The 15,350-nt window shown below is 60.8% G+C and carries 13 protein-coding genes and 1 pseudogene; 7 read left to right on the top strand and 7 right to left on the bottom strand.

What is annotated here, in order from left to right; all coding sequences use genetic code 11:
• Positions 1-2 precede the first annotated feature (2 nt).
• Complete coding sequence (locus JFV26_RS17090) at positions 3-1,058, top strand: ABC transporter ATP-binding protein (RefSeq protein ID WP_201194151.1); 1,056 nt, start codon at positions 3-5, stop codon at positions 1,056-1,058.
• Positions 1,059-1,181: 123 nt separating this feature from the next.
• On the opposite strand, the gene JFV26_RS17085 is transcribed toward JFV26_RS17090, so the two are convergent.
• Positions 1,182-2,111 (bottom strand): AraC family transcriptional regulator, encoded by a 930-nt coding sequence (locus tag JFV26_RS17085; RefSeq protein ID WP_201194149.1) that lies wholly within the window; start codon positions 2,109-2,111, stop codon positions 1,182-1,184.
• A gap of 335 nt (positions 2,112-2,446) precedes the next feature.
• Here JFV26_RS17085 and JFV26_RS17080 point away from each other — a divergent pair, with 335 nt between their 5' ends.
• Positions 2,447-2,800, top strand: coding sequence for a putative quinol monooxygenase (locus JFV26_RS17080; protein WP_201194147.1), 354 nt, complete (start codon positions 2,447-2,449; stop codon positions 2,798-2,800).
• Positions 2,801-2,841: 41 nt separating this feature from the next.
• The gene (locus JFV26_RS17075) at positions 2,842-3,072 is read left to right on the top strand and encodes a hypothetical protein (protein ID WP_201194250.1); all 231 of its coding nucleotides are present in this window, start codon (positions 2,842-2,844) and stop codon (positions 3,070-3,072) included.
• Positions 3,073-3,084: 12 nt separating this feature from the next.
• On the opposite strand, the pseudogene JFV26_RS17070 reads toward JFV26_RS17075, so the two are convergent.
• Together JFV26_RS17070 and JFV26_RS17065 are read right to left on the bottom strand one after the other, a co-directional pair.
• Positions 3,085-3,702 (bottom strand): annotated as a pseudogene (locus tag JFV26_RS17070) (flavin reductase family protein); the annotation flags it as partial.
• A gap of 225 nt (positions 3,703-3,927) precedes the next feature.
• Positions 3,928-4,161 carry a hypothetical protein gene (locus JFV26_RS17065; RefSeq protein WP_201194145.1) on the bottom strand — a complete coding sequence of 78 codons (234 nt, stop codon included), beginning with the start codon at positions 4,159-4,161 and terminating at the stop codon, positions 3,928-3,930.
• A 456-nt stretch (positions 4,162-4,617) separates the two neighbouring features.
• On the opposite strand from JFV26_RS17065, the gene JFV26_RS17060 reads away from it, so the two are divergent.
• Positions 4,618-5,373, top strand: coding sequence for a COG4705 family protein (locus tag JFV26_RS17060; RefSeq protein WP_201194143.1), 756 nt, complete (start codon positions 4,618-4,620; stop codon positions 5,371-5,373).
• Positions 5,374-5,509: 136 nt separating this feature from the next.
• Here JFV26_RS17060 and JFV26_RS17055 read toward each other — a convergent pair whose 3' ends face one another.
• The 4 genes from JFV26_RS17055 to JFV26_RS17040 all read right to left on the bottom strand — a co-directional run bounded on the left by JFV26_RS17055 (position 5,510) and on the right by JFV26_RS17040 (position 11,902).
• Positions 5,510-6,832, bottom strand: coding sequence for an MFS transporter (locus JFV26_RS17055; protein ID WP_201194141.1), 1,323 nt, complete (start codon positions 6,830-6,832; stop codon positions 5,510-5,512).
• 256 nt (positions 6,833-7,088) lie between these two features.
• Positions 7,089-8,420 (bottom strand): sigma-54-dependent transcriptional regulator, encoded by a 1,332-nt coding sequence (locus tag JFV26_RS17050; protein ID WP_201194140.1) that lies wholly within the window; start codon positions 8,418-8,420, stop codon positions 7,089-7,091.
• Positions 8,414-10,180 carry a sensor histidine kinase gene (locus tag JFV26_RS17045; RefSeq protein WP_201194138.1) on the bottom strand — a complete coding sequence of 589 codons (1,767 nt, stop codon included), beginning with the start codon at positions 10,178-10,180 and terminating at the stop codon, positions 8,414-8,416. Before JFV26_RS17045 ends, JFV26_RS17050 begins: the two co-directional genes overlap by 7 nt.
• A gap of 198 nt (positions 10,181-10,378) precedes the next feature.
• On the bottom strand, positions 10,379-11,902 hold the full coding sequence (locus JFV26_RS17040; RefSeq protein ID WP_201194136.1) for a fumarate hydratase: 1,524 nt from the start codon (positions 11,900-11,902) through the stop codon (positions 10,379-10,381).
• 625 nt (positions 11,903-12,527) lie between these two features.
• Between JFV26_RS17040 and JFV26_RS17035 the strand changes: the two genes are divergently transcribed.
• Genes JFV26_RS17035 through JFV26_RS17025 form a run of 3 tightly spaced genes read left to right on the top strand, consistent with a single transcriptional unit; the run spans position 12,528 to position 15,343 of the window.
• Positions 12,528-13,634: a GGDEF domain-containing protein gene (locus tag JFV26_RS17035; protein WP_201194135.1), complete on the top strand. Its 1,107-nt coding sequence runs from the start codon at positions 12,528-12,530 to the stop codon at positions 13,632-13,634.
• On the top strand, positions 13,627-14,562 hold the full coding sequence (locus JFV26_RS17030) for an iron-sulfur-binding ferredoxin reductase (protein ID WP_201194133.1): 936 nt from the start codon (positions 13,627-13,629) through the stop codon (positions 14,560-14,562). Before JFV26_RS17035 ends, JFV26_RS17030 begins: the two co-directional genes overlap by 8 nt.
• 31 nt (positions 14,563-14,593) lie before the next feature.
• Positions 14,594-15,343: an enoyl-CoA hydratase-related protein gene (locus JFV26_RS17025; protein ID WP_201194131.1), complete on the top strand. Its 750-nt coding sequence runs from the start codon at positions 14,594-14,596 to the stop codon at positions 15,341-15,343.
• The last annotated feature ends 7 nt before the right edge of the window (positions 15,344-15,350 follow it).

Below are 15,350 nucleotides of genomic sequence, written 5' to 3'. Positions count from 1 at the left end.
ACATGACTGGTCTGATTCTGGAAAACGTCGAGAAACACTACGGCTCGGCCTGCGCGGTAAAGGATGTAAACCTGCATTTGCCTGAGGGCAAACTGGTGTGTTTCCTCGGTCCGTCGGGCTGCGGCAAAACCACGTTGCTGCGGATGATCGCCGGCCTCGAAACCCTGACGGGCGGCGAGATTCGCCTGGACGGTGAGGACATCGGCCACACCCCGGCGCACCTGCGCAACTTCGGCATGGTGTTCCAGTCGCTGGCGCTGTTTCCGCACATGACGGTGGGGGAGAACATCGCTTATCCGCTGAAACTGCGCGGCGTGAGCAAGGCCGATCAGCAGGCGCGGGTGGTGGAGTTACTGGAACTGATCCAACTGCAGGAAATGATTGATCGCCCGGTGGCGAAACTCTCCGGCGGTCAACGCCAGCGCGTGGCGATTGCCCGGGCGATTGCCGCGCGGCCGAAAATCCTGCTGCTGGATGAGCCGCTGTCGGCGCTGGATGCCAAGTTGCGTGAGTCGATGCAGGTGGAAATCCGTCAGTTGCAGCAACGGCTGAACATCACCACGATCATGGTGACGCACGATCAGCGTGAGGCAATGACCATGGCCGATATCGTCGTGGTGCTGGGTGAACATCGGGTGCAGCAAGTGGGCACGCCGATCGAGATCTATCGTCATCCGGCCAATGAGTTTGTCGCGGACTTTATCGGTTCGGGCAACATTTTCCCGGCCACCGCGTTGGGTAATGGCAAGGTTGGTTTGCCCGGTGGTGATGCGCTGCAAGTGCCGATCTGCAGCAGCATTGTGGTCGGGGAGAAGGTCAAGATGCTGATTCGCCCGGAAGACCTGCAACTGTCGCAGCCGCAGGCTACAGCGGGTAATCGCTTGCTGGGCAAGGTGACGTTTGTGCGCGACATCGGCGCGACGATTGAAACCACGGTGGAGTGTTCCGGAGTGTCGTTTACCGCGCTGAGCACGCCGTGTCAGGGGTTTGGGTTGAGTATCGGTAATCCGGTTTCAGTGACGTTGCCGGCTGAGGCTTGCCGGGTACTCAGCGCCTGAAAACACCACCGTGCCTGTAGGAGCAAGGCTTGCCCGCGATTGGCTTGATGCGGTGTGTCAGGCACACCGAGTCATCGTTCATCGCGGGCAAGCCTTGCTCCTACAGGTTGCGGTTGAGCTCGGTTATACCGTCAATCGCATCCGCGCCAAATCTCTAAGCGGCGGCGCCCCGAACAACCGGCTGTACTCGCGGCTAAACTGCGACGGGCTTTCATACCCCACCCGATACCCCGCCGCCGACGCTTCCAGCCCTTCGGCGAGCATCAAGCGCCGAGCTTCCTGCAATCGCAACTGCTTTTGATACTGCAACGGACTCATGGCCGTCATCGCCTTGAAACGGTGATGCAGCGTCGACACGCTCAGGTTCACTTCCTTCGCCAGATCATCAATGCGCAACGGTTGCTCATAGTGGCCGTTGAGCCATTTGATCGCCTGGCTGATGCGATGGCTCTGGCTATTGGCGATGGCGATTTCATACAGTCGATGGCCCTGCTGGCTGCGCAACAGGCGATACAGAATCTCCCGGCGAATCAGCGGCGCGAGCATGGCGATGTCTTTCGGCGTGTCGAGCAGACGGGTCAGGCGCAGCACGGCGTCGAGCATCGCCGCATCCAGCCGTTCGACGTACAGCCCGCGCCCGGTGGGTCGGGTGGGTACGCCCATGGGGCCGGCGTCGGCGATCAGCGCGGTGATTTCCGCCGGGTCGATGTCCAACCGCACAGCGAGGATCGGTTCTTCAGAGGTAACAGTCACCACGCGGCCGGTTACGGGCATCGAGACCGAGACCACCAGGTAATTGAGCGGGTCGTAATTGAAGACTTCATCGGCCAGCCGAACTTCCTTGCGCCCCTGGGCCATGATGCACAGTGCCGGTTGCGCCAGCACCGGGGCGAACTGATGGGTTTGACTGTGACGCGACATGAACAGCGAGCTGACGGCAGTGGCGTAATTGCCATCCTCCGACGTATTGCGGCGGATGATCGCGGCCAGTTCCTCGCGCTGCTTCTCCATGTCGGCGTCCAGCGGGGCTTGAAAGTGATCGAACGACGACATGCAGGGCCTCCTCGGTGAGGCGTTGTTGATGGGCAGAGCATAAGTTTGTGCAAGCCACAGTGGTAGACACATCCTGCCTGATGCTTGCCTGATTCTGCATTGGGTTGTTTCGCGGCATTGTTTTAGCAGTGTCGCGGCGCTGAAACTTGCTTGAAACCGTTGTGTCATCGGTGAGACATGTCTGGCCCGGCGTTTCAGGTCAATTCGCGGATCCTCGCAGGATTGTGCAACAAGCCGGCAGGAATCGACTAACGGCAATCACGCTGCGCCGCCTAACCTTGGATCCTGTTGCAGCCCGTCCCTGGCTGCTACACAACTCCCCGGGAGGGTTGAACATGTCTACGCAGATCCCCGTCAGTCATATGGCCTTCGTTCGTGCCCGCGCCGGGCGTTCGGTGGAACTCGGTATTCGCCTGAGCGCGTTGATCGAGCCATCGCGGGCGGCCAGCGGTTGCCTGAGCTTTGCCCTGCAACACTCGCAATGCGATCCGGACCTGTGGCTGGTGTCCGGTTTCTGGACCCATCAACAGGCCATGACCGCCTACTTCAGCACCCCGGCCATGGAGGTTTTCGCCGAGCTGGTACAAGACCTGGTGGTCAACAGCCTGGATTTCCATACCTTCAAGGATGTTTCGGCCGCCCAGGCGTTGGGTCAGTCCACGGCGCAGGTACACAAACTGGCCGGTTGAGGGTTTAATGGCTCCATTCTCAGTTAGCCAGGATCCGCAACATGGCACGTAAAGCCTTTGATCATTTCGAAGCTGTTTCCGCTGTAGTACCGGGCGAAGGTGGTTATCACGCCGCGATCGCCGTCAAAGCCATCGGTGGCACGGGGGCGCCACGCTTTCATAAAGTGCTTGAAGGGCAAATCTTCAAGACGGCCAACGAGGCCGATCTGGCCGCTGCCAAAGAGCTGACCCGCCTCAAAGACGTCACAGAAGACGCCGACCTGCTCTGGTAAGTTATTTTTTCGCCCTGGGCGATACATTTTGAACAATGCCTCAGGCCCCAGCTGAAAGTAATCCGCCGGCCCGCCGCCGCGCAGAATCGGTTCTGCCGCGGCGGTGTCGTACACCCCATCCTTCAACAGCCACTTGGCGATATGCACGGCGACCACTTCGCCGAGAATCAGCCAGCTTGGCACCATGTTCCCGTCCGCGCGCTGCAACTGAATGATCTGCGTGACCTTGCACTCGAAGGACACCGGGCTTTCGGCGACCCGTGGCACCTGAATGATTTTCGAGGCGGCTGGCGTAAGCCCGGCCAGTTCGAATTCATTGGTGTCGGGCGCGACCATGGCGCTGCTCTGGTTCATCCGCTCGGCCAGCGGCCGGGTTGCGAGGTTCCAGGCAAATTCGCCGGTCTGTTCGATGTTGTTCAGGCTGTCTTTGCGCCCGACGCTGGAAAAACCAATGATCGGCGGAATGTAGTTGAACGCGTTGAAGAAGCTGTAGGGCGCCAGGTTCAGGTGGCCGTTGGCATCTTGCGAAGAAATCCAGCCGATGGGGCGCGGGCCGACGATGGCGTTGAACGGGTCATGGGGCAGGCCGTGGCCGTTGGCGGGTTCGTAGTAGTGGATGTCGTCGGGCATGGAAGGGATTCCTGGGGCGGCGTTCGGGATGAACACCATAGTGCAAGTGCCAGCACTGTAGGAGCAAGGCTTGCCCGCGATGGCGGCGGCACATTCAGTCATGAGGTGACAGATCCACCGCCATCGCGGGCAAGCCTTGCTCCTACAAGGGCGATGTGGAAATTTTGCCTGGCCCAGAAATGACTAAGCCCGGCCGAAGCCGGGCTGTTCAATCTCCTCAATGTGTTAACCGATGGCACCCGTCGTACCGGTTTTATCAAAGCCATCAGCGGCGATGGCGCCAGCGGTGCCGGTGTGATCGAAACCATCCGAGGCAACAGCCGTCGAGTGGGTGTGTTCGACGGCAGCAGTGGCTCCAGAAATGAAGTCTGCTGTGCCGGTTTTGTCGGAACCATCCGCGGCGTAGGTGTTGGCCGCCAGTACGGTCAGGGCCAGGGCGAGGAACAGTTGGGTTTTCATGTCTGTGACTCCAGGTTCATTAAAGTTGATTTAAAACTGCAATTTAATACTAGAAAGTATCGATTAATTAGATATTAAAGCCGTCAGGCTTTCTCGCTTTCGGGGCTTACTTGGGCGCATTGCAATTAATCGATCAGGCAGGGTCAGGATGAGTTTCGGGCATTAACCGGTGATTAATCCGGGATGACAGTTTTTTCATGCAGATCTACCCGACCCTCAGGCCTTCGTCGCTTTGGGGCCTGCAACTGATATACGTGCGTCATGCGGGTATGGATGCGTCCGGCTGGAAAAGGTCGCGGGGATCAGTGATGTTGCCGGGTTATGCGTAAAACAATGGGCTTGCATGACGGATTTTTCATACAGCACCTACCTAATTTTCACCGCTTCGTCGTCAGTCTGCGTGTCGGCCATAACCCTGAGAAAACGGCCGTCATGACCATTGGAGTTCTACCCGTAATGAATAAGCTGCCTCAAATCACCCTGGCGTTCTGGGTGATGAAAATCTGCGCGACGACTCTGGGGGAAACTGCCGGTGACTTGCTGTCGATGACCCTCAACGTTGGCTACGCCATCAGTTCGCTGATTTTGATCAGTGTGTTCGTGCTGACCCTGGTCACGCAGTTGATGTCCAAAACCTACAAACCGGTGCTGTACTGGATCGTGATTCTGTCCACCAGCACGGCCGGCACGACGATGTCCGACTTCATGGATCGCACCCTCGGGTTGGGTTACGCCACCGGGTCGATGATCCTGATTGCGATTCTGGCGGGGATCTTCGCAGCCTGGCGCCTGAGCGGCGATTCGCTGAACGTCAGCAAGGTCCAGACCTTTCGTGGCGAGATGTTCTACTGGATGGCGATTCTGTTTTCCAACACCCTGGGCACTGCGCTCGGCGATTACCTGGCCGATGACTCGGGCCTGGGCTTTGCCGGCGGCGCACTGTTGATCGGCTCGACCATCGCGGTGGTGGTGTTGCTCAAGTACTTCACCAGGATTTCGTCAGTGCTGCTGTTCTGGGTGGCGTTCGTGCTGACTCGGCCGTTCGGCGCAACCCTGGGCGACTTCCTGACCAAACCCCATGAAAAGGGTGGCCTGGATTTCGGCACCATTGGCTCGTCGCTGGTGTTGGCGGGGGTTTTGGTGGTGATGATTGCGGGCGCGGCTTACGCGCAAAACAGGTTGGGCAAGCGAGCGGTTGCCGAGTTGACTTAAAACCGGGTCGTACCCTTCGCGGGCAAGCCTCGCTCCTACAGGCATGAGTCGTTCACAACATTTGTGAACGATGTAAAACCGTAGGAGCGGGGGCTTGCCCGCGAAGAGGCCATGACAGCCGCTACAAATGCAGCAGTCAGTCCGTCTCGATCCGCGAATGCTTGCGGGTGTCTTTCATGGTTATGTACACCAGCAACGACACCGCGATGCACGCTGTGACATACCAGTAGTAGCCGGTTTCCATGCCGATGCTCTTGAACCACAGCGCGATGTATTCGGCGGTGCCGCCAAAGATCGATACGGTCAGCGCGTACGGCAAGCCGACACCCAGTGCACGGATCTCGGTCGGGAACAGTTCGGCTTTGACGACTGCGTTGATCGAGGTGTAGCCGCTGACGATGATCAGCGCCGCCATGATCAGGAAGAACGCACCCCACCAGGACTGGATGGTGTGCAGGGTGGTCAGGATCGGTACGGTGAACAGCGTGCCGAGTACGCCGAAGGCAATCAGGATCGGCCGACGACCCACCTTGTCCGACAGCGCGCCGATCAGTGGTTGCAGGCACATGAACAGGAACAGCGTGGCTGCCGAGATGCTGGTGGAGTCGGTGATGCTCATGCCGACGGTGTTCACCAGGTATTTCTGCATGTAGGTGGTGTAGGTGTAGAACGCCAGGGTGCCGCCCATGGTCAGGCCGACCACGGTCATCAGTTCCTTGGGATGACGCATCAGCGTGCGCATGGCGCTTTCTTTCTGCTCTTTCTTGACCTTGTTGAACGACTCGGTCTCTTCCATGCCACGACGCAGGTAGAGCGCCACGACCGCGCACAGCGCGCCGATGGCGAACGGGATGCGCCAGCCCCAGGCGTACAGTTGTTCGGTGGTCAGCACCTGTTGCAGCACGATCAGCACGGCCAGGGCGATGAGCTGCCCGGAGATCAGCGTCACGTACTGGAAGCTGGAATAGAAGCCGCGACGTTCCTTGGTCGCCATCTCGCTGAGGTAGGTCGCCGAGGTGCCGTACTCGCCACCCACCGACAGGCCCTGCAGCAAACGAGCGAACACCAGCAGGATCGGTGCGCCGATGCCGATGGTTTCATAATTGGGGCTCAGGGCGATCAGCAGCGAGCCGAAGCACATCAGATACACCGAGGCCATCAACGCACGTTTACGACCGGCGCGGTCCGCATAGAGGCCCATCAACCAGCCGCCGATCGGGCGCATCAGGAAGCCTACGGCAAAGATCGCCGCTGTATTCATAAGCTGCGCAGTGGTGGAACCCGCCGGGAAGAAGGACTTGGCGAAGTACAGCGAGAACGCGGCGTAGACGTACCAGTCGTACCACTCGACCATGTTGCCGACCGAGCCGCTGAAGATCGATTTGATCCGGCTCGAAGTGGTTCTTTCTTTGGCCGGCGCGACGGCCGACCCGAGGGGCAGGGCGTTGGAGTTATCCATTGAAGGATCCTTCGTTTAATTGTTTTTGTGGAGCGCGTGTAAACGCAGCCTGCTGGGGCTATAGCAGGAGCTGTGCCAAGGAGATGAGGGCCGGTTTAGAGGGGGTGGCAGGATATGTTGAGCGGAAAACCGCTTATTGGTAGAGGGTTTTGAGCGGAAAACCGCCGAAAAAATCACAGCCTTCGGCGGCGCCCACAGGCGCGTAGGAGCTGCCGAAGGCTCGGGCCGCGTTCGGACGATCTTTTGATCTTGACGGTCATTCGCAGATAAACATCTCGCGGGTCAACCCATGCCGCTGCAGCTTTTCATTAAACGTGCGGCGCGGCAGTTGCAGCTCTTCAAGCACCGCTTTCACATCGCCCTTGTGCCGGGTCAACGCCGCGCGCAAGCATTGCGCTTCAAATGCTTCCTGCTGCGCCGCCAGCGACTGGCCAGGGTCGATGCCTACCGGTTCCGGCTCACCCAACCCCAACACCTGCCGCTCGGCCGCGTTCGCCAGTTCCCGCACATTGCCCGGCCAATCGTGGCTCAGCAGATGGCTCAATTGCGGACCGCTCAAGGGCGGGAAGGTCCGCCCCAGGCGTTCGGCGGCATTCCGGGCAAAGGTTTCGAACAACAACGGAATGTCTTCGCGGCGCTCGCGCAACGGCGGCAGGCGCAATTCGGCGACGTTCAAGCGGTAGGCCAGGTCCTCGCGAAAACGCCCGGCGCGGGCTTCGTCCAGCAGGTCGGGTTTGGTCGCGGCGATAATCCGCAAGTCCACACGAATGCTCTGGTTCGACCCCAGCCGCTCAAGCTTCTGCTCCTGCAACACCCGCAACAACTTGACCTGCTGAGCCAGCGGCATGCTTTCGATTTCATCGAGAAACAACGTGCCGCCGTCGGCGTATTCAAGCTTGCCGATGCGCTTGCCCGAGGCACCGGTGAAGGCGCCGCTCTCGTGACCGAACAGCTCGGCCTCGAACAATTGCTCTGGAATCGCCGCACAGTTCAGCGCCACGAACGGCTTGGCGGCGCGCGGGCCGAAGTCGTGCAGGCAGCGGGCGACCAACTCTTTGCCGCTGCCGGTTTCGCCCCGGATCAACACGTTGACCGGCAACGTCGCGAGGTCCAGCACCTGCCGACGCAAGGTCTGCAGGCCGCGGGAGACGCCGAGCAGCGTGGCGTCGAGTTTGGCCCGGTTGTCGGCTTGTACGTGCAAGGCACGGTTTTCCAGCACCAGCCGGCGCTTCTCCAGGGCCCGGCGCAGACTGCCAAGCAGGGTTTGCGGGCTGAAGGGTTTTTCCAGAAAGTCGTACGCGCCATCGCGCATCGCTTCGACCGCCATCGGCACATCGCCGTGGCCGGTCAACAAAATCACCGGCAAGTCGGCATCACGCCGCTGCACTTCGGCCAGCAGTTCCAGGCCGGTCATGCCGGGCATGCGCACGTCGCTGAGGATGACGCCGGGGAAGTGGGTCGGCAACTGTGCCAGGCATTCATCGGCACGGCTGAACAACTGCACCTCGAACCCCGACAGGCTCAGCCACTGTTCAACGGCGCTGCGGATGCTGCTTTCGTCGTCGACCACGATCACCGAATTCAGCATGAGAGGGGCACCTCCAGATCGATCGGCAAGGTCAGGGTAAACACCGCGCCATTGTCGTGGTTCCCGGCACTCAAGCGTCCACCCGATTCGTGGGCGATGGCGAACGACACCGCGAGCCCCAGGCCCAACCCGTCGCCCACCGGTTTGGTGGTGAAGAACGGGTCGAAGACGTTGACCAGGTGTTCCTCGGCAATGCCACCACCGTTATCGGCAACGGTCAGGCGCCACAACTGTTCATCGGCTTCGAGGCGGATTTCCAGGCGCTTGCACGGTTTGTCGTGCACGGCGTCGAGGGCATTGCGCAGCAGGTTGATCAGCACTTGTTCCAGGCGAATCGCATCGCCACGGACCCAGGCCGGGCGGGTCAGGTGCAACACGGTGCTGACGTTTTCTTCGCGCAGGCGCGCATCGAGCAACTGCAAGGATTGATCGACCACCGCCGCCAGGTCCAGCCGTTCGCGCAGGCCGCTGGGGCTTTTGCGGGCGAAGGTTTTCAGGTGGCCGGTCAACGCCGCCATGCGCGTCAGCATGTCGTCCACCGGTTTGAGCGCCTTGTAGGCGTCATCGACCCGGCCGTGATCCAGCAGCAGCCTCAGCGTAGCAAGCTGCATGCGTTGGGCGGTCAGCGGCTGGTTGATTTCATGGGCCAGCGCTGCCGACATCTGTCCGAGCGCCGCCAGTTTGGCCGATTGCACCAGACCGTCCTGGGCGGTGCGCAGGTCGCGGGTGCGTTCTTCCACCAGTTGTTCGAGTTCTTCACGGCTGCGCTGGCGCATTTTCGCCAGGCGCCAGCGCTGGTAGAGGAAAAGCAACAGAAACACCACCGCCAGCCATGACCCTGCGGCAGCGAGACCAGCATTGCGGCTGTCTTCGAAAGCGATTTGCGGGCGGCGCAACAGGTGCAACGTCCAGCCTTCGGCGGGCAGGGGCAGGGATTCCCACAGGTAATCCGCCGTGCCGTCGGGACCTTCGACTTGGGCCAGGTCGCTGTTGTCGTCGAAGCGTCGTTTCGATTGATAGACCAGCGGCGTCAGCGGTTGCTTGTCGTATTGGCGCGTGGTCTTGAGTTCGGCGTGATCGCTGTCGATCAGCGGTTTGAGCAGGCGATATCGCCAGCCCGGTTGGTTGGCAATGAAGATGATCCCGCGGGCATCGCTGACCAGCAGGGTGTCCGTGCCCTGGCGCCATTCGCGCTCAAGTTCGGGGAATTCGAGTTTCACCACCATCGCACCGAGGAACTCGCCGTTGTCGCGGGTTACCGCGCTGGACAGGAAGTAACCCGGAATGCCGCTGGTCACGCCCACGGCATAAAAGCGCCCGGTGCCCTGGGTGCGGGTCTGGCTGAAATAGGGGCGAAAACCATAGTTGTGGCCGACGTAACTGCTGGGCAAACGCCAGTTGCTGGCGGCTACGGCGAGGCCGGTGTGGTCGAGCAGTTCCAGTGTCGAGGATTGCGCGGCGCCGTTGATCTTTTCCAGTTTGCGGTTCAGCAGGTCCTGCTGCTCGGGGCTCACCGGGCCATCGAGAGCTGAACGCAGCTCCGGGTCCAGCGCCAACACGGCGGGCAGGGCGCGGTAGCGGTCGATCAAGGTGTGCAGGGAATTGGCGTACAGCGCCAGTTGCTGGTTGGCACGGGCGGCGTCCTCTTCCAGGGCCTGGCGTTCGGCGTGACGCATGGCCATGCCGGCCGTGAGGGCAGCACCGGCAATGATCAGCAGGGTATACAACGACAGACGCAAGGTACGGGAAGTCGGCAGCATGCTGGGGCGAACGGATGGCAGGAGGGGGTGGCACGATACCACGCAGATGCCTGGCTCTGCGCCCTGTCTATACCCTGCGGCCTCTTTGGCTGATTGTCATCTTCGCGAGGCTTTTTCATCAGGGTGTTTCGGCAATCGCAAAAAAAACGGCCGGGTCACCTTGGGAGACGACCCGGCCGTGTCTGGAGAGCGAAGCGCTTACTGCACTTCTACCGCCAGGCTTTCACTGATCTTTTTCTGCCAGATGGCAGGACCGGTGATGTGTACCGACTCACCCTTGCTGTCGACAGCAACGGTGACCGGCATGTCTTTTACGTCGAACTCGTAGATGGCTTCCATCCCCAGTTCGGCGAACGCCACGACGCGGGATTTCTTGATCGCTTGCGCCACCAGGTAAGCCGCGCCGCCGACTGCCATCAGGTAAACGGCTTTGTGGTCTTTGATCGCTTCGATGGCGGTAGGGCCGCGCTCGGATTTGCCGATCATGCCCAACAGGCCTGTTTGCTCGAGGATCTGACGGGTGAACTTGTCCATCCGCGTCGCCGTCGTCGGGCCAGCCGGGCCAACCACTTCTTCGCGCACCGGATCAACCGGGCCGACGTAGTAGATGAAGCGACCCTTGAGGTCCACCGGCAGGGTTTCACCCTTGTTCAGCATCTCGACCATGCGCTTGTGCGCGGCGTCGCGACCGGTGAGCATCTTGCCGTTGAGCAGGACGGTTTCGCCCGGCTTCCAGCTCTGCACGTCTTCCGGGGTCAGGGTGTCGAGGTTGACGCGACGAGCCGACGGGCCGGCTTCCCAGACGATTTCCGGGTAGGCGTCCAACGGTGGCGCTTCCAGCGAGGCCGGGCCGGAACCGTCGAGCACGAAGTGCGCGTGACGGGTGGCGGCGCAGTTCGGGATCATGCACACCGGCAACGAAGCGGCGTGGGTCGGGTAATCCATGATCTTCACGTCGAGCACGGTGGTCAGGCCACCCAGGCCCTGGGCGCCGATGCCCAGTTGGTTGACCTTCTCGAACAGCTCCAGGCGCATCTCTTCGATACGGTTGGAGGGGCCGCGCCTTTTCAGCTCGTGGATGTCGATGGATTCCATCAACACTTGCTTGGCCATCACCGCCGCTTTCTCGGCGGTGCCGCCGATGCCGATGCCGAGCATGCCCGGAGGGCACCAGCCGGCGCCCATGGTTGGCACAGTCTTCAGCACCCAGTCGACGATCGAGTCGGACGGGTTGAGCATGGCCATCTTCGATTTGTTCTCGGAGCCGCCGCCCTTGGCCGCCACGTCCACTTCCACGGTGTTACCCGGAACGATGGAGTAGTGGATAACGGCCGGGGTGTTGTCCTTGGTGTTTTTACGAGCGCCCGCCGGGTCGGCGAGGATCGAGGCACGCAGGACGTTTTCCGGCAGGTTGTAAGCCTGGCGCACGCCTTGGTTGATCATGTCGTCCAGGCCCATGGTGGCGCCATCCCAACGCACGTCCATGCCCACACGGACAAACACGGTCACGATGCCGGTGTCCTGGCAGATCGGGCGGTGGCCGGTGGCGCACATGCGCGAGTTGATCAGGATTTGCGCCATCGAATCACGGGCTGCTGGCGATTCTTCGCGCAGGTAGGCTTCGTGCATCGCCTGAATGAAGTCAACGGGGTGGTAATAAGAAATGAACTGCAGGGCGTCGGCAACGCTCTGAATCAGGTCGTCTTGCTTGATCACGGTCATGAGTCGCGCTCCTCTAAAAGACGGGAACATTCAATAAGGTGCTTGCAGCTTGGGTGCATCGGTCGGTTGCAAGCATCTTTACAAGGCACGCCGGGGCTGCTGGCGCGACGCTAAAAAGGCGCGGCAGTATAACGCGCCTCGCTGGCGGGTACACGCGTCAGCAGTCAGTCGTTGGTCGCATACGCAGGTCGACGGCATGAACCTGATCCCTGTAGGAGCTTGGAGGAGCTGTGTAGGAGCTGTGTAGGAGCTGTGTAGGGGGGTAGGAGCTGTCGAGTGAAACGAGGCTGCGATCTTTTGATCTTTTGATCTTTTGATCTTTTGATCTTTCGCTTGAGCCTCAAGTGAACGTGGAAAGATCGCAGCCTCGTTTCACTCGACAGCTCCTACGAAGGGGAACAAAGGGGGATCGAGGTGAACAAAGGGGGATCGAGGGGAACAAAGGGGAATAGAGGTGAACAGGTGGGCGTCAGGCAGGGAAACAGGGGGGATTTCAGTCAGTGTTCTGACGCCAGCTTTTCGCCCCGAAAATAGAATGGTCATTTGCCGGTCACGCCACTAAAGTGGCCATCGGCCTGTAGAGTAGGACACTCTTTCAGCCACTTTTCCTTTGGTGAGTCAACGATTGACCCATAACGCCATCCAGCGCCTGTTGCTCAAACGTTTTGCCCTCGCGGCCGGCACCTATGCCCTGGCATTACTGCTGCTGTGGCTGGCGTTTTTCACCGGGCACTACGACGAACCACTGGCCGGCGTCGCCGTGGGCAGCGCGTTGGTGGTCATCAGTCAGGCGGCGCTGTTCGCGGTGTTCTACAGCGGTTGCAACCTGCGCTTTAGCGACCCGAGCCTGACCGAAGTCCAGGTATTGCTGGGCCTGGGCTGGCAAACCTGGTTGATCTCTCACCTGGACGGGGCCCGCGGCGCGTTTCTGGTGTTCTACATTCTGATTCTGCTGTTCGGCCTGTTCCACCTGTCGCGCCGTGCCTTTGTCAGGTGTGCGCTGCTGGTGTTTTTCAGTTTCAGCGCCATCACCTTGTGGGACGGCTATCACTTCCAGTTGCCCGACCCGGCCTTGGCGCTGTTGCAGGTGTGCGTGCTGTTTATCGTACTGGTGTGGCTGGTGCTTTACGCCCGTTACGTACAAGCCTCGCGCCAACTCATGCGCCAACGACGCTTTGCCTTGCAGGCGCACCAAGACACCTTGCGCGGGATGATGCGCCAGCTCGAAGACCTGGTAGCCACCGACGAACTCACCGGGCTGTTCAACCGCCGTCACTTCCTGCGCCTGGCCTCCCGCGAGCTCAATGCGATGGACGCCGGCGTGATCCACGGTCTGGCGCTGATCGACCTCGACCACTTCAAACGTATCAACGATGTGCACGGCCACGCCGCTGGCGATCAGGTGTTGCAAGCCTTCGCCGGGGTGGCCACGGCCTGCCTGCGTGACGGTGATGTGCTGGCCCGTTACGGCGGCGAAGAATTCGTGGTGTTGCTGCCCGATTGTGATGCCGAGCGCCTGACCTCCTGTTGCGAACGGCTTCGCATTGCCTTTACCGATGTCGAGTTGTTCGGCCTGAACGTGCGCAACCTCAGCTTGTCCGCCGGCATGACCCTGCTGGAACTCGGTGATGACCTCGACGACGCCCTGCAACGTGCAGATCAGGCGCTATATCGCGCCAAGCGCGATGGCCGAAATCGTTGCGCGGCGGCGTGGGAGAATGTCGATGCCTGAGTTACGGGTCGGCGAACGGCAGTGGTCGGTCGAGGCGGGCAGTAACCTGCTCGATGCCTTGAATCGCAACGGCGTGTCAGTGCCTTACAGCTGCCGCGCCGGCAGTTGTCATGCGTGCCTGGTGCAATGCGTGCAAGGGTTGCCCAGCGACAGCCGCCCGGATGCGTTGAGCGCCGAGCAACGTCAGCAAGGTTGGCGCCTGGCGTGTCAGTGTTCGGTGGTCGAGGACTTGCAGGTGCACGCCTTTGACCCGCAACAGGACGGTCGCCCGGCCGAAGTCGCCGCCGTCGATTGGCTAAGCGCCAACGTGTTGCGCTTGCGCGTTATCCCTATGCGTGCGCTGCGCTACAGTGCCGGCCAGCACTTGGTGTTGTGGGCCGGTCAGGTGGCGCGGCCGTATTCGTTGGCCAGCCTGCCGGAAGAAGACCGCTTCCTGGAGTTTCACCTCGATTGCCGCCAGCCCGGCGAATTCAGCGACGCCGCGCGCCGGTTGCAGATTGGCGACACGATCCGCCTTGGTGAACTGCGTGGCGGCGCCCTGCATTACGACCCGGACTGGCACACTCGACCGTTGTGGCTATTGGCGGCCGGCACGGGTCTGGGGCCGTTGTTCGGCGTGCTGCGAGAAGCGTTGCGTCAGGATCACCAGGGCGCCATCCGCGTTATTCACCTGGCCCATGATGTCAATGAGCATTACCTGACCAAACCCCTGCAAGCCATGGCCGTTGGCCGTGAAAACCTCACGGTCGAACTCTGGACCCCGGCCGAGTTGCCACAGGCGTTGGCGCAACTGCGGCTTGTTTCAAGGCAAACCCTGGCCTTACTCTGCGGTGCCCCCGACAGCGTCGACGCCTTTGCCCGGCGCCTGTACCTGGCGGGATTGCCGCGCAATCAACTGCTGGCTGATGTCTTCCTGCCCCGTGGTTGAGCGCTGATCGTTTAACGACGCGAGACTCGCCATGACCGATGCCATCCAACTTGAACGCGAGCGCGGTCTGCTGACTTTGCGCCTCAACCGCCCCGACAAGAAAAACGCCCTGACCCGCGCCATGTACAGCTGCTTGGCCGAAGCGCTGAAACAGGCCGACAGCGACCCCGAAATCAACGCCGTGCTGATCACCGGAAGCAGTGAATGCTTCACCGCTGGCAACGACATCGCCGATTTCATCCAGCAACCGCCGAGCAACCTCGACAGCCCGGTGTTTGATTTCATGCTCAATCTGCTCGAGTGCCGCAAACCGGTGATCGCTGCCGTGGCCGGTGCAGCGGTGGGCATCGGTACGACCCTGCTGTTGCATTGCGATCTGGTCTACATCAGTCGCGATGCACGATTGCGTATGCCGTTCGTCAATCTCGGGCTCTGCCCGGAATTCGCTTCCAGCCTGATCCTGCCGCGTTTGCTCGGGCACGCCAAGGCGGCGGAGTTGCTGTTGCTCGGCGAAGGTTTCAGCGGCGAACAAGCGGCGGCGTGGGGGATTGCCACCGAAGCGCTGGGCAATGGCGAAGCCGCGTTGGCGAAGGCGCGGGAGATGGCGTTGCGCTTTGAATCACTGCCAACCGAGGCGGTGTGCATCAGCAAGCAATTGATGAAAGCCCCGGATCGGGAGTTGATCCGCAAAGTGATCGAAGAGGAGGGGCTGTTGTTCACCCAGCGACTGCGTTCGCCGGAAGCGATGGCGGCGTTGTCGGGGTTTATCAATCGGCATTGAACCTTGG

This window comes from Pseudomonas sp. TH31 (genome assembly GCF_016650815.1).
Classification (GTDB): domain Bacteria; phylum Pseudomonadota; class Gammaproteobacteria; order Pseudomonadales; family Pseudomonadaceae; genus Aquipseudomonas.
The sequence above is the reverse complement of the archived record's forward strand: the minus strand, read 5'-3'. Positions and strand labels throughout refer to the sequence as shown.

What these genes read in the sequence shown, in the direction of transcription:
- JFV26_RS17090 (WP_201194151.1), top strand. Translation starts at nt 3, where the DNA reads ATGACTGGTCTGATTCTGGAAAACGTCGAGAAACACTACGGCTCGGCC.
- JFV26_RS17080 (WP_201194147.1), top strand. Translation starts at nt 2,447, where the DNA reads ATGTCTACGCAGATCCCCGTCAGTCATATGGCCTTCGTTCGTGCCCGC.
- JFV26_RS17065 (WP_201194145.1), bottom strand. Translation starts at nt 4,161, where the DNA reads ATGAAAACCCAACTGTTCCTCGCCCTGGCCCTGACCGTACTGGCGGCC.
- JFV26_RS17050 (WP_201194140.1), bottom strand. Translation starts at nt 8,420, where the DNA reads ATGCTGAATTCGGTGATCGTGGTCGACGACGAAAGCAGCATCCGCAGC.
- JFV26_RS17075 (WP_201194250.1), top strand. Translation starts at nt 2,842, where the DNA reads ATGGCACGTAAAGCCTTTGATCATTTCGAAGCTGTTTCCGCTGTAGTA.
- JFV26_RS17040 (WP_201194136.1), bottom strand. Translation starts at nt 11,902, where the DNA reads ATGACCGTGATCAAGCAAGACGACCTGATTCAGAGCGTTGCCGACGCC.
- JFV26_RS17025 (WP_201194131.1), top strand. Translation starts at nt 14,594, where the DNA reads ATGACCGATGCCATCCAACTTGAACGCGAGCGCGGTCTGCTGACTTTG.
- JFV26_RS17055 (WP_201194141.1), bottom strand. Translation starts at nt 6,832, where the DNA reads ATGGATAACTCCAACGCCCTGCCCCTCGGGTCGGCCGTCGCGCCGGCC.
- JFV26_RS17045 (WP_201194138.1), bottom strand. Translation starts at nt 10,180, where the DNA reads ATGCTGCCGACTTCCCGTACCTTGCGTCTGTCGTTGTATACCCTGCTG.
- JFV26_RS17060 (WP_201194143.1), top strand. Translation starts at nt 4,618, where the DNA reads ATGAATAAGCTGCCTCAAATCACCCTGGCGTTCTGGGTGATGAAAATC.
- JFV26_RS17085 (WP_201194149.1), bottom strand. Translation starts at nt 2,111, where the DNA reads ATGTCGTCGTTCGATCACTTTCAAGCCCCGCTGGACGCCGACATGGAG.
- JFV26_RS17030 (WP_201194133.1), top strand. Translation starts at nt 13,627, where the DNA reads ATGCCTGAGTTACGGGTCGGCGAACGGCAGTGGTCGGTCGAGGCGGGC.